Origin of the sequence: Streptomyces sp. NBC_00162, assembly GCF_024611995.1 — a bacterium.
In the GTDB taxonomy this organism is placed as follows: Bacteria; Actinomycetota; Actinomycetes; order Streptomycetales; family Streptomycetaceae; genus Streptomyces.
Genome location: NZ_CP102509.1, coordinates 2,467,369 through 2,480,274, shown reverse-complemented (window position 1 = coordinate 2,480,274; position 12,906 = coordinate 2,467,369). Strand labels below are relative to the sequence as shown.

General features: G+C 74.6%; 12 protein-coding genes. 2 read left to right on the top strand and 10 right to left on the bottom strand.

Features of this window, described 5'->3' with window-relative positions:
* Nucleotides 1–73: 73 nt before the first annotated feature.
* From JIW86_RS11760 to JIW86_RS11745, 4 genes are all read right to left on the bottom strand, one after another.
* Nucleotides 74–1,714 (bottom strand): alpha/beta hydrolase, encoded by a 1,641-nt coding sequence (locus tag JIW86_RS11760; protein WP_257553709.1) that lies wholly within the window; start codon nucleotides 1,712–1,714, stop codon nucleotides 74–76.
* Nucleotides 1,715–1,874: 160 nt separating this feature from the next.
* Nucleotides 1,875–2,903, bottom strand: a complete 1,029-nt coding sequence (locus JIW86_RS11755; protein ID WP_257553708.1) for a TIGR04222 domain-containing membrane protein — start codon at nucleotides 2,901–2,903, stop codon at nucleotides 1,875–1,877.
* Nucleotides 2,900–4,180 carry a DUF692 domain-containing protein gene (locus JIW86_RS11750; RefSeq protein ID WP_257559292.1) on the bottom strand — a complete coding sequence of 427 codons (1,281 nt, stop codon included), beginning with the start codon at nucleotides 4,178–4,180 and terminating at the stop codon, nucleotides 2,900–2,902. Before JIW86_RS11750 ends, JIW86_RS11755 begins: the two co-directional genes overlap by 4 nt.
* Before the next feature lie 194 nt (nucleotides 4,181–4,374).
* Nucleotides 4,375–5,127 carry an aminoacyl-tRNA hydrolase gene (locus JIW86_RS11745; protein WP_257553707.1) on the bottom strand — a complete coding sequence of 251 codons (753 nt, stop codon included), beginning with the start codon at nucleotides 5,125–5,127 and terminating at the stop codon, nucleotides 4,375–4,377.
* Nucleotides 5,128–5,198: 71 nt separating this feature from the next.
* On the opposite strand from JIW86_RS11745, the gene JIW86_RS11740 reads away from it, so the two are divergent.
* The gene (locus JIW86_RS11740) at nucleotides 5,199–5,870 is read left to right on the top strand and encodes an AIM24 family protein (RefSeq protein ID WP_215142958.1); all 672 of its coding nucleotides are present in this window, start codon (nucleotides 5,199–5,201) and stop codon (nucleotides 5,868–5,870) included.
* A 62-nt stretch (nucleotides 5,871–5,932) separates the two neighbouring features.
* Here the strand turns inward: JIW86_RS11740 and JIW86_RS11735 are convergent, their stop codons facing one another.
* From JIW86_RS11735 to JIW86_RS11725, 3 genes are read right to left on the bottom strand one after another with little or no spacing between them, the layout of a single operon-like run.
* Complete coding sequence (locus tag JIW86_RS11735; RefSeq protein ID WP_257553706.1) at nucleotides 5,933–6,904, bottom strand: TolB family protein; 972 nt, start codon at nucleotides 6,902–6,904, stop codon at nucleotides 5,933–5,935.
* Nucleotides 6,901–8,154, bottom strand: coding sequence for an MFS transporter (locus tag JIW86_RS11730; RefSeq protein ID WP_257553705.1), 1,254 nt, complete (start codon nucleotides 8,152–8,154; stop codon nucleotides 6,901–6,903). Before JIW86_RS11730 ends, JIW86_RS11735 begins: the two co-directional genes overlap by 4 nt.
* Nucleotides 8,154–9,521, bottom strand: coding sequence for a discoidin domain-containing protein (locus JIW86_RS11725; protein WP_257553704.1), 1,368 nt, complete (start codon nucleotides 9,519–9,521; stop codon nucleotides 8,154–8,156). Before JIW86_RS11725 ends, JIW86_RS11730 begins: the two co-directional genes overlap by 1 nt.
* Nucleotides 9,522–9,763: 242 nt before the next feature.
* Between JIW86_RS11725 and JIW86_RS11720 the strand changes: the two genes are divergently transcribed.
* Nucleotides 9,764–9,955 (top strand): hypothetical protein, encoded by a 192-nt coding sequence (locus JIW86_RS11720; RefSeq protein ID WP_257553703.1) that lies wholly within the window; start codon nucleotides 9,764–9,766, stop codon nucleotides 9,953–9,955.
* A gap of 9 nt (nucleotides 9,956–9,964) precedes the next feature.
* Here the strand turns inward: JIW86_RS11720 and JIW86_RS11715 are convergent, their stop codons facing one another.
* The 3 genes from JIW86_RS11715 to JIW86_RS11705 form a co-directional block, all read right to left on the bottom strand.
* Nucleotides 9,965–10,888 carry a polysaccharide deacetylase family protein gene (locus tag JIW86_RS11715; RefSeq protein WP_257553702.1) on the bottom strand — a complete coding sequence of 308 codons (924 nt, stop codon included), beginning with the start codon at nucleotides 10,886–10,888 and terminating at the stop codon, nucleotides 9,965–9,967.
* 74 nt (nucleotides 10,889–10,962) lie between these two features.
* The gene (locus tag JIW86_RS11710) at nucleotides 10,963–12,306 is read right to left on the bottom strand and encodes a PhoX family protein (RefSeq protein ID WP_257553701.1); all 1,344 of its coding nucleotides are present in this window, start codon (nucleotides 12,304–12,306) and stop codon (nucleotides 10,963–10,965) included.
* Nucleotides 12,307–12,423: 117 nt separating this feature from the next.
* Complete coding sequence (locus JIW86_RS11705; RefSeq protein WP_257553700.1) at nucleotides 12,424–12,852, bottom strand: OsmC family peroxiredoxin; 429 nt, start codon at nucleotides 12,850–12,852, stop codon at nucleotides 12,424–12,426.
* Between the last annotated feature and the right edge of the window lie 54 nt (nucleotides 12,853–12,906).

Sequence of the window (12,906 nt, the reverse complement as noted above, 5' to 3'; positions counted from 1 at the left end):
CACAAGAGTGGCTTCCGGCGGATCGGGAGGCCCTGCCCCCGAAACGACGCAGCCGGAGATCCCGCCCGGAAGTTCAGACGACTGGCGGCAGCACTGCCCCCTGGGCACGTGCTGCCCGGTCGTCCAGCGACACCGGTGCGGGCTCCGGATGCGGCGCACACGTGACACGCCACCCCGAGGTGTCACCTGTCAGCAGATACCGCTCCACGTGACGGTCCACGCAGTCATTGCGTCCGCCGAAGACTCCGTGGGTGCCGGCCCCCTTCTCCGTCACCAGCGCCGCCTCGGTGCCGAGCCGCCGCTGGAGCTCCAGCGCGCCCGGGTACGGAGTCGCCCCGTCCCGTTCCGCCGCGACGATCAGCGTGCGGGGGAGCCGGGGCAGCCGGGCCGACCGGGTGCCGACCGCCACCGGCCGCTGCCGGGCCCGCACCGGCCACGAGGCGCACGGCAGGTTCAGGAAGGCGTTGGACCAGGTCTCGAAGGGCGCCGTGCGGGCCAGCTCGGTGTGGTCGCGGTCCCAGGTCGCCCAGTCCGCGGGCCAGGAGGCGTCGTTGCACAGCACCGCCGTGTACACGGCCGTCGCGTTCTCGGCCTCGCCGGCCGCGGCCGGATCCGGGGCCGCCTGGCCGGTCAGCGGGTCGGGATCACCGCGCAGGAAGGCGGCCAGGGCCGCCGCCCGCTCCGGCCAGACCTCGTCGCGGTAGGCGGTCTCGAGGTACGCCGCGTGCAGCTCACCGGTGCCGATGTTGCCGCCCGCCGGGGTACGGGCCACCGCGTCCCGGACCCGTTCGTAGCTCGCCTGCACGGCCGCCGGGGTGCTGCCGAGGCCGTACGCGGCGTGGTGGCGGGCGACCCAGGCGCGGAAGTCGAGCCAGCGCCGCTCGAACCCGGGTGCCTGGTCGAGGTTGTTGCGGTACCAGACGCGGGCCGGATCGGGGTTGACCGCCGAGTCGAGGACCATGCGGCGGACGTGGCCCGGGTGGAGGGTGGCGTAGACCGCGCCCAGGTAGGTGCCGTACGAGGCGCCCGCGAAGGTCAGCTTCTCCTCGCCGAGCGCGGCGCGCAGCACGTGCAGATCGCGGACGTTGTTCAGCGTCGTGTAGTACGGCAGGGCCGCGCCGGCCCGCTCGGCGCAGCCGCGGGCGTACGCCCGGGCGGCGGCGCGGCGCTGCTCCTTGTACGCGGGGGAGGGGCGGACCGGGACCTGGGTGGGGCCCGCGGTGCGGGCGGCCGGGTCCTGGCAGGACAGCGGGGCGGAGCGGCCGACGCCGCGCGGCGCGTAGCCCACGAGGTCGTAGGCGGCGGCGATCCGCTGCCACGCGGGGAGTCCGGCGAGCAGCGGGAAGTACATGCCGGAGGCGCCGGGGCCGCCGGGGTTGTGGACGAGCGCGCCCTGGCGGGCGGCGCCGCCGGCGCGGCTCGCCGGTACCCGGCTGACGGTGAGGGCGATCTGCGGGCCGCCGGGGCGGGCGTAGTCGAGTGGGACGCGCAGGGTCGCGCAGCGCACGGGGTCGGGCAGTGCCTCCACAGCCGGACAGGCCCGGAAGGCGAGTCCGGTGGAGGCGGCACGGCGGGCGGCGAGGTCGGCGCCGGCCGATTCGGCATCCGGGGCGGCGGCCGCTGCCGCCGGGGCGGCGGTGACAGCGGCGGCCGTGCACAGGGCGAGAGTGAGGGCCGCCGCGGCGGCTGCGTGGCGTGCGGGCGTCGTCCGCATGGCGGCCCCTTCTTGCGGATGGTCCGATGAGACGACCAGGGCGCCGCACGTAAGTAAAGGAACACCGGGCGGTGTCGCCCTCAATGGCCCCGTTGCCGTGGGATCCACCCCCGGTTGCCGCACCCCGGCGCCGCCCGCCGCCCGGGAACGGCGACCGCCGTCAGGAACTGCTGGAACAGCTGGAACCGGACGAACTGCTACAGCTGGAACTGCTGGAACTCCCGCTGGAACAGCTCGAACTGCCGCTTCCGCAGCCGCCACCCGAGCTCCCACCGGAGCTCCCGCAGGAGGACCCCGAGCCGCAGCCGGACCCCGATCCGCCCCCGCTCCCGCCGCCGTCGCTCCCGGCGCACCACAGCACCGGCAGGATCTCGGCGGAGGACCAGGACGAGGAGTCGGAGCGGTGCGCGGGACGGGACCCCGACTGGGCCGCGGCCAGCCGGGTGCCGCGCGCGGCGGGCACCAGCTGCCCGCGCAGGAACGGATCCCGCAGGCCGCGCAGCCCGAACAGCGCGGTCTGCACGTGCGGGGTCCGGTCGTTCACGTAGTGGGAGCGGATCTCGCGCAGCGCCCGCCGCCCCGCCGGGGTGATCCGCCGCCCGGCCGCCGCGGCGCCCAGCGCCCCCACTAGGATTCCGCCTAGCAGTACGGGAAGCACCTTGACGATGAACGGCACCTGCCCGTCGGGGTCCATGACGAACGCGACGAAGGTCAGCGGCAGCGACACCGGCACCAGCAGTCCGCACACGGTGGCCTGGATCAGGCCCCAGCGCCGCCAGGTCCGCCCCCAGCCGGGCGGCGAGATCAGCCCGCGGGCCGCCAGAGCGTCCCCGGTCTCCTGGACGGCCGGGTCGAGCATGGCGGCGTACCGCACCTGGTAGAGCCATCCCGAGGGCGCACCGCGGTGGGCCTGCAGGACGGCGCGCTCGGCGGGGTCGCCCGCCCGCGCCCCGGGGCGTACGTGGACGATGCCCGGGCCACCGACCATCAGCCGGCCGTCCCCCAGCATCGAGACGAGGGCGGTGTCCACGACGGCGCCGGGCCCGCCCGCCATGAACGCGGCCTCGGACAGGTCGTGGAGGACCGGCGCCGGCCCGGCCGACCGGGGCCGGGCCCGGTACAGGCCGAGGAGCAGCAGGCCGCTGGACGTGGCGACGGCGATCCAGATCGCCAGGGCGAGCAGGTTCATGCCGCCCTCCCCACGAGCGCCCGGGCCCAGCGCCCGACCCGGCGGGGCGGCCGCGCCCCGGCCCGGTCCCGCCACCACGCGGTCAGCCGGCGCCGGGCGGCCGGGTCGGCCGGCAGGTCCTGGATCAGCAGGTGCTCGGCGAAGTCCAGCGCGTCCCGGCGGTAGCCGGCGGTCATCGGGCGGCCCTTGGCGTAGGCGAGGAAGGCCGTGCGGTACGGCTCCTCGCCGCCCAGGAATGCGGGCAGTTCGGGAGCCAGCCGGGCCACGACCCCGGCCCGCTTGGCGGCCAGCGCCCGGGACTGCACCCGGATCCGCTGCCGGTCGAACCCCTCGGGGACCGGCGTACCGGCCACCAGGGCCGACAGCAGTGCGGCCTGCCCGAGCCCCACCCGGGTGCGGGTGGCTTCGTCGGGCGGCGCCGGCCGGGTGTCCGCCTCGCACGCGGGCCGGGGGTCCGCCGGTACGGCAGGCCCGGCCGTCACCACGGCGCGGATCGCGGCCAGCTCGGCGGCCAGCTCCGGCTCCGGCGGGAAGTCGTCGTCCCGCTCCAGCAGGACGCCCGGCGGGTCCACCCGGGAGCGGAGCCCGGCCAGCAGCTCGAGCACCACCGGCGGCACCGGGTGCGCGTGGGTGTCGTGCCAGACACCGCCCCGTTCGACACCGCCCGCCACGTGCACGTACGCCAGCGCCTCCAGCGGGATCGCGTCCAGCACGGCGGCCGGGTCCTCACCCCGGTTGACCCGGTTGGTGTGCAGGTTGGCCACGTCGATGAGCAGCCGTACGCCGGTCCGCTCGACCAGCTCCGTCAGGAACTGCCCCTCCGTCAGCTCCTCGCCCGTCCACGAGAACAGCGCGGCGATGTTCTCCAGCGCCAGCGGCACGGGCAGCGCGTCCTGTGCGATGCGCACGTTCTCGCACAGCACGGCCAGCGCGTCGCGGGTGCGCGGCACCGGCAGCAGGTGGCCGGCCTCGAGCGCGGGCGAGGAGGTACGGACGAAGGCGATGTGCTCGGTGACGAGGGGCGCCCCCAGCGCCACCGCCCGCTCCCCGAGCGCCGCCAGCTTCCCCGGGTCGGGGCGGTCTGAGCCGCCGAGACCCAGCGAGACCCCGTGCGGCACCATGCGGACGCCGCGCTCGCGCAGCCTCAGCAGCGCCTCGGGCAGATGGCCCGGGCAGATGTTCTCGGCCACCACCTCGACCCAGTCCAGGCCGGGCAGCCGCTCGACCGCGTCCGCGATCTCCGGCCGCCAGCCGATGCCCACCCCCAGGTGTGCCATGGGCTTCATGTCCCCCGCCCCCTCTCAGCGCAGTGAATCGCACCGTGTAGCGATGTGATGGCCCCGGCGGGGTCGCGCCAATCGCGAAGAGAGACGTTCAGAGCAACATTTGAGGTTCCCCGGGACGCCTCCCGGACCTTCCTCGGACCTTTGCCCGGACCGTCCCCCGGACCGTCCCCCGGACCGGGAGGGCGTCAGAGCCGCGCGCGCAGTGCCGGGTGGTCGGCGATCACCGTCGCACTGCCGGGCGCGATCTCCGTGAAACCGGCGTCGCGGACCACCGGCAGCCCGCTGCCGCTCAGCTCCGCCCACCGCTCACGCGGCGCCGTCCGTACGGCCAGCGCGAAACCGGAGTCCTGCCACGCGGCGCGCTCCGCGTCCGTCAGCTCCCACCACGCCAGCTGCGCCGCGTGCCCGGCCTGGGCCATCTCCTTGCCGGCCGACATGTCGAGCGCCGGGTTGAACCACAGCACGGGCAGACCCGGCCCGGTGACCGGGGCGACCGGCTCCGGGTCGTCCAGGTCGGTGCCCGACACCTGGAGCTTGGCCAGCTCCTTGGGCCAGCCGTCCAGGGGCACCGGCGGGAACACCCGTACCTCCGAGGTGTCACCGTGCACCGTGACACCCGGCAGGGTCTGCGCCTTTCGCCACTCCGCCCCGCGCGCCCGCCGGACCACCTTGCGGATCCGCGCGTCCTGCCAGTCCCGCACCGCCTCGGCCCACTCGCCCTCGCCCCGCGACCGCTCGTCGGTCAGCATGACCAGCACGGCGCGGGCCGCCGTCTCCAGGGCGTCCGTCCGGGCGGGCGGCTCGGTCTTCTCGATCCGCACCACCAGCGGCAGGACGAACTGCGGGGCCTCGTCGCGCAGAACGTGCTCCTGCCGGAAGGGGCTGTCCGCGCCGACCGCGGGGACGTCGGTGGTGTCGTTCGGGTGCTGGCTGCTCATCCCGCCAAGGATGCCAGGCTCCGCCTCCAGGATGATGCCGCGGGGGTCCGGGCCGGGCGAGGATCGACGCCATGAAGAGTGATCTTTTCGCGTCCGAGAACCTGGCCCAGGCGGCCGTCGCCCCCGGCATGACCCTGCAGAACGCCAAGTCCGTGAAGTACGCCGTCAACGGCGAGATGCTGGCCCGTCAGGGCTCGATGGTCGCCTTCCGCGGCAACCTGCAGTTCGAGCGCAAGGGGCAGGGCATAGGCGGCATGCTCAAGCGCGCCGTCACGGGCGAGGGCCTGGCGCTGATGTCCGTACGGGGCCAGGGCGAGGCCTGGTTCGCCCACCAGGCGGGCAACTGCTTCATCATCGACTTCGAGCCCGGCGACGCGCTGACCATCAACGGGCGCAACGTGCTGTGCTTCGACCCGACCCTGTCCTACGAGATCAAGATGCTGAAGGGCGCCGGGATGACCGGCGGCGGCCTCTTCAACAGCCTCTTCACCGGCACCGGCAAGCTCGCCGTCGTCTGCGAGGGCCACCCGATCATCATCCCGGTCACCGCCCAGGCCCCGGTCTACGTGGACACGGACGCGGTGGTCGGCTGGAGCGCCCAGCTGGAGACCGGCCTGCACCGTTCCCAGTCGGTCGGCTCGATGATCCGCGGCGGCTCCGGCGAGGCCGTCCAGCTGATGCTGCGCGGCGAGGGCTTCGTCATCGTCCGCCCGAGCGAGGTCACCGAGACGGCGGCCCACTGAACCCGGCCGGCGTGGGCCGGCGCCACGGCCCGCGCCGGCCCACGCGTACTGCCGGGGCCCGGTCACCGCACGTACGCGGGTGACGAGCCGCCCGGGACGAGGAGCCGGGGCGCTCCCGTACCGTCCGCCGGGACCGACCGGATGTCGCCGCCGAGGCCGTAGCCCACGGTCGCGCCGTCCAGCCAGGCGGGCTGGTCGTCGACGCTGTGCGGCTCGGCCAGCGGGTGTTCCCCCATCGTCGCCAGGTCCAGGACGTACAGCCGCCAGGGTGCCCGGGGGTCGTCGGAGACCTTCTTCTTGAAGGCGATGCGGCTGTCGTCCGGTGACAGCGAGGGGCATTCGGCGTTCGTGCGCAGCGCCTTCGCCGACCAGTTCCGCAGGTCGCCCTCGACGAGGTGGGTGAGGCCCCGGGTGGAGACGGTGGCGTAGAAGCGGTTGTCGTCGCGGGCGAAGCTCACTCCCCAGTAGTTGACGTCGGAATCGTGGTGCCGGGCCCCGTCGACGGTCAGCGGGATCTGCTCCATCGACTTGATCAGGTAGCCGGTGCGCAGGTCCAGGATCGAGGTCCGGGTCGAGAAGGCGGAGGTGGAGTAGGAGTCGCCGGTCGTGAACGTCGTCCAGGACAGGAGCTGCCCCGAGGCGGAGACGCGGGCCCGGTTGGGGATGCCGGGGACGGTCACCCGGCGGATTTCCCGCAGGCCCCGGTCGAGCACGCGGGCCTCGGTGCGGGCCGGGACGCCGGGCAGCTTGCGCAGGCACAGGGCGTGTTCCCCGGCGGCGTGGAAGCGGTCGCAGGAAGGGCCGCCGGTCACGCGCGGCACGTCGGGGCCGGGTTGGCGAGCGACCCGGCCGGTCGCCGGGTCCAGGAAGTAGAGGCCGGGCTCCGCGAGGCTGAACGAGGCGTTGGCCTCGCCCTGTCGGGCCGGCCGGTCGCGGTTCCTCGCATGGAGTACGTAGCCCAGGGAGCCGCCCGCCAGGAGGAGTACGGCGGCGACGACCAAGGCGAGACGGAGCCGCCGGTGACGGAGGTTCATGAGGGCTCCGGGGAGAGGGTGGCGGGGGAGGTGGCGCGGGCGGGCAGGATGCGCCAGGCGGCCGCGAGTGCCCCGGCCAGCGCGAGGGCCGCCGCCCACAGGGCGGGCCGCTGCCCCCAGAAGGTCCACGCCGCCCCGAACCCGGCGGCGCCGAGGAGCCGGGCCAGGGCCTGGCCGGTCTGCAGGACCGCGAGTCCGCCCGCCCGGCCGTGCGCGGGCAGCACGGGAGCGGCGAGTGCCATCAGGACGCCGTCGGTGCCCGCGTAGAAGATCCCCAGGAGGGCCAGTACGGCGACGACGGTCGGCCAGGAGACGGGCGCGAGCAGCACGGCGTACGCGCAGAGCAGGGCGCCGTGCCCGAGCAGGAAGGCAGGCCGTCGCCCGAACCGGTCGGCGATCCGGCCCGCCGGGACGGCGAGCAGCAGGTAGACGGCGGCCGCGCCGAGCGGCAGCAGCGTGAACAGGGCGGGCGGCAGGTCGAGACCGCGCAGGAGCAGCAGGTAGAGGAAGGCGTCGCCGATGGTGGCGGCCCCGAGCAGGGCGGCGGCGTACAGGATGCGGCGGAAGGCGGGGTCGCGAAGGGCCGTGGCCTTGAGGGGAGTCGCGGGCCCGGCCGCCGCCGCGGGCCCGGCCGGGACGTACGCGACGAGCAGGAGCACGCCGAGCAGGCCGACGCAGAAGCTGACGGCGAACACCGCGTCGTAGGCGTCGGCGGTGGCCCACAGCACGGCGAACGCGGCGAGCGGCCCGAGGAGGGCGCCCGTGGTGTCCATGGCGCGGTGCACCCCGAAGGACCGGCCGAGCGCCTCCGGGGGGCCGCTGAGCGAGATCAGGGCGTCGCGCGGTGCGGTGCGGATGCCCTTGCCCAGCCGGTCGGCGGCGAGCGCGGCGGCGATCCCGGCGGTGGCGCCCCCGGCGAGAAGCAGCCCGAGCCGGGACAGCGCGGAGAGCAGGTAGCCCGTCCCCGCGACGCGCTTGTGGCGGCCGCCGCGGTCGGCGAGACGTCCGCCGAGCAGCCGCACGAGTGCGGTCGCGCCGTTGAACATGCCGTCCAGGAAGCCGAATTGGAGGGGGGAGAGGCCGAGTCCGAGGACGAGGTAGAGCGGCAGCACCGCCGTGACCATCTCGGAGGAGACGTCGGTGACCAGGCTGACCGCGCCGAGCGCGAGGACGGCGGCGGGGACGCGCCGCCGGGCCCCTGGGGTGCGGGGCGGCGCGTCCGGGCGGCGGCCGTTGGCGGCCAGGTACATCAGTGGCAGCTGTACTTCGGGCTCGTGTCCTTGACCTGGCCGTCCGTGGCGACGTACGTCCATCCGTAGCCGGAGTCGGAGAACTCCAGCTTCACCACGCCGTAGGGACCGCTGATCCGCTTCTGGCTGTTGGGCTGGACCTGTTCGATCGGGTACGGCTCGGCGCCGCCCATCCCGCCGACGATCTCCACGATCCCGTCGGCGGTCGCCCTGCCGTCGGCGTCCTGCGGGGCGAACCGCTCGTAGTGGTGGTCGTGGCCGTTCAGGACGAGGTCGGCCTTGGCGGCGTAGAGGATCTTCCAGACGGGCTTGGAGACCGGGTCGTTGCCGTGCCCGCCGGACGAGAACAGCGGGTGGTGCCAGTAGGCGGCGACGCACTGCCTGGTGTTGGCGGCGAGGTCGGCCTTGAGCCAGTCGGTCTGGGCGGCCTGGTCGAAGGAGTTGGAGTCGAGGGCGATGAAGTGCCAGTTGCCCTCGTCGTAGCTGTACCAGCTCTTGCCCTGCGGGAAGGCGATGCTTCCGAAGTAGGCCTTGTACCCGGCGAGGGAGCCGGCCGGGTCGTAGGTCTCGTGGTTGCCCGGCACCGGCCGGGTCTTGGCCTTGAAGGCGCCCCAGCTCTTGTCGTAATAGGTGCGGAAGTCGGAGATCCGGGCGTCGTCGTACTGGTTGTCGCCCATCGTCAGATAGAACTTCGGGTCGATCCGCTGGGCGAGCGCGGCGGTCTTGGGGTGCGCGCAGCCGCTGTCGGAGGCCGTGCACTGGGCGGCGATGTCACCGGCCGCGACCACCGTGAAGGCGCCGCCGGGCGGCGGTCCGCCGTCGAGGGTGCCGTACACCTCGGCCTCGAAGAGCGAGTAGCCGTACGCGGTGCCGCGCGCGGTTCCGTGGACGCGCAGGTACCGCCCCTTGCCGGACAGGCCGGTCCAGTCGTCGACGCCGCCGTTGCCCGCGGCCTCGGTGGCGACGGACGTCCAGGAGGCGCCGTCGGCGGACATCTCGACGCGGTACGCCTTCGCGTAGGCCGCCTCCCAGGTCAGTCTCACGCGCGAGACGGTGGCGGAGGCGCCGAGGTCGACCCGGATCCACTGCGGGTCTTTGCCCTCGGCGCTGGCCCAGCGGGTGGCCGGGTCGCCGTCGAAGGCGTTCTTCGCGCTCAGGGACGAGGTTTCGACGGAGGACGCGGTGGCCGGCTTCCCGCGCGATATGAGGGGGTCGGCGGCGGCCCCGGCCCGTTCGGGCCAGGCGAGCAGGAGCCCGGCGACGAGGACGAGCACGGCGGTGCCCGCGAGGAGGAGTGGGTGAAGTCCGCCGCGGAACAGGCGGAACGAGCGGAGCGAGGGGGGTCGAGCGGAAGCGTTCAGGTGCATACCTGGACTCCCTGGCCTTGGGGGCGGCGAGAGCTGGACTCTGGCGCGGGACACCGCCCCCGGCCCGCGTGCGGGCAGGAGCCGGCGTCACAGCGGCCGGGTCAGAGCTCTCGCTGAGCGCGTCATGCCCACGCTGGTCGGGCACCGCGCCAAGCCGCCGCCCGGGAGACTAACAGGAAGGAAAGTTTCCTACCAGTACTTGGGCAGCAGTTCTCCGGACGCCTCCCAGTACGCTCGTACGCATGGACCAGCCGGACGAGACCCCGTCGTACTGCCCCGCTCCCGCCGCCCCGGCCGAGCGGGTGGCGGGGCCTCCGTACGCCGACTGCCTGGAGTGCGGCAAGCCCACCGAGTACGGGGTCGCGACCCCGGGCGTGGTGCTGTGCCCCGTGTGCGAGTGGCAGGACGCGCAGCGCACGGCCTGCTCCGGCTGAGGCCCTTCGCTACTTCCCGATGAGTTCGGAGACCTTCACGAACCGGTAGCCGCGTTTGCGCAGCTCCGGGACGATCTTGCGGACGGCCTCCTCGGTGACCGGCGCCGCGCTGCGCGTGCAGTGCATGACCACCACCGAGCCGGGCTTCACCCCCGCCAGCACCTGCTCGGCCACCGCGTCCGGGTCCGTGGCGAAGGCGTCCCCGCTGACCACGTCCCACTGGACGGCCGTGACCTTGGCCGTGGACAGGGCCCGCAGCGCCCGGTCGTCGTAGCAGCCGCCGGGGAAGCGGAAGTAGGGGACGGTGTTGACCGCGCCCGCCGTACGGAAGGCGGCGAAGGCCCGGTCCACATCGGCGCGGGCGGCGGCGCCGTCGAGCGCGGGCAGTCCGTAGCAGGGGGACGTGAAGGCGTGGTGGCTGTACGAGTGGTTCGCGACCTCGAAGTTCGGGTCGGTGCCGATGGACTTGGCCTGGTCCGGGTACTCCTCGGCCCAGCGGCCCGTCATGAAGACCGTCGACGGCACCTGGAGGGTGCGCAGGGCCGAGATCAGCGGGGGGTTGTCGAAGCGCTCCCCGCCCGCGGCGCGCGGCCCCTGGTCGGAGGTCATGTCGGCGTCGAAGGTCAGCGCCACGGTCTTGTCGGTGTGCTGCTTCGCCCGCTCGAAGACCGGGGTCAGGCCGTTCGGGCCGGGTGCCAGGGTCGGGGGCTTGGCGGGGGCGCCGGCCTGCGGGGCGGACCCGGCCGCCGAGGCCGCGGCGGAGGCGGGGCCGGACGCCGGGCCGGACGCGGGGGCGGACGCCGCGGGGGTGCCCAGGCGGGCCCCGCGGCCGGCGTCCGAGGTGCCGGCGCCGCCCCCGCATCCGGTCAGGGCGGCACCGAGGGCGGCACCGAGGACGGCTACGGACGCCGCTTTGCGCACAGAAATGGTCACACAGGCAAAATATATGACTATGTGACAAGTAGTCGTGCGCGGCACTCCCCGACACCGAAGTCACCCGTGCGAGGTCACTGCCAGGGGCCGGTCACCGCGAACGTGGTCCCCGGGGCGTAGGCGTTGACGTACATCGTCCGCCCGTCGGGGGAGAAGGTCACCCCGGCGAACTCCCCCCACTCGGGGGCGCCCGGCTGCCCGATGTCCTCGGCGTTGCGGGCCACCGGGTACACCTCACCGCCCACCGTCACACCGAACACGTACTGCGCCCCGCCGCCGTCCTCGCACACCATCAGGCCGCCGTCCGGGGCCAGGCAGATGTTGTCGGGGGAGTCCCCGGGCAGCTGGATGTCGGCGGCCGGGCCGAACAGCACGTCCAGCCGGAGCCGGGAGCGCAGCGGGTCGTAGAACCACACCTGCCCGTGGTGGTCGGCGCCCGCGCCCTCGCGGCGGCGGGCGTAGCTGGAGACGAAGTGGACCCCGCCGCCGCCCCAGTAGCAGCCCTCCAGCTTCTGCGCGTGGGTGATCCCGCCGCGCCCGAAGTCCTGGAACCTGATCGCGGTCCCGGCCGCCGAGGGGTCGGGTACGGGTACCCACTCCACCGGGAACTCCGCCCCGGGCCGGTCCACCACGGCCAGGTCCGCCAGCCCCGGCACGCGCAGGGCCTGGAGGACACCGCCGGCCCGCAGCGAGCCCGGGCCGCCGAGCGGCCGCGCCGGCAGGAAGCGGTAGAACAGCCCGAAGGGCTCGACGAAGGCGTCCTCGGTCTCGTAGACGACCCCGCGGTACGGGTCCACGGCGACGGCCTCGTGCGCGAAGCGGCCCAGCGCGGTGAGCGGGACCGCCCCCGAGCGCCGCGGGTCCGCCGGGTCCACCTCGAAGACGAAGCCGTGGTCCCGCGTGTAACCGGAGGTGCCCGCCCGGTCCTCGGTCTCCTCGCAGCTCAGCCAGGTGTTCCAGGGGGTCCGGCCGCCCGCGCAGTTGACGGCGGTGCCGGCGAGGGCGACCCGCTCGCCGGTGACGGCGCCGTCCGGGCCGAGCTCCAGGGCCGTGCAGCCGCCCAGGGCCTCGGGGTCGTACGTCAGCCCCGTGACGGCGGGTACGCGCAGGGCGGCCGTGGTGCGGTTCTCGTGGTTGCGGACCAGCCGCACGCGGCCGCCGCCCGCGCCGAAGGCGGCCATGCCGTCGCAGTTGGCCGGGACGGGGCCCTCACCGGAGCGCAGCGGCCCGCCGGCGCGGGAGAGCACCCGGTAGGAGAACCCCGCGGGCAGATCGAGCAGTCCGCGCGGGTCGGGCAGCAGCGGCCCGTATCCCCGCGTCGGCCGGACGGCGCCGGCCCGGCCGGTGAACAGGGCGCCGAGCGCCCCGCTGAAGGCGATCCCGCCGGCGGCGAGCAGGCTGCGTCGGGTGACGGACATGGGCAGCGGCATCGGCAACGGGTACCACGCGGGGCGGCCCGCGGCGCGCCGACGCGAGGGGGACCGCCCGGGCGTCACACCTGTGGCTCCGCGAGCGGTCCCGGACTCCGGAGGGCGTCAGGCGAGCTTGGCGCTCAGGGTGATCGTCGTGCCGGTCAGGGCCTGGCTGACGGGGCAGTTCTTCTTCGCGTCCTCGGCGGCGGCGGCGAAGGCGTCGTTGTCGAGGCCCGGCACCTCGCCCTCCACCGAGAGGTGGATGCCGGTGATGCCCTCGCCGGGCACGAAGGTGACGGCGGCCGAGGTGGTCAGCTTGGCCGGTGCGTTGCCCGCCTTGGCGAGGATGTTCGAGAAGGCCATGTTGAAGCAGCTGGAGTGCGCGGCGGCGATGAGCTCTTCCGGGCTGGTCCGCCCGTTCGCCTCCTTGTCGGTGCGCGCGGGCCAGGAGACCTTGTAGGTGCCGAGGCCGGACGAGTCGAGCGTGACCTCGCCCTTGCCCTCGAGCAGGTCGCCTTCCCAGACGGCGTGCGCGTTGCGTGTGGCGGCCATGGTGGATCCCTTCGCAGAAGTGGAAACGGCCGGGCCCCCGGAAGGGCACGGCGT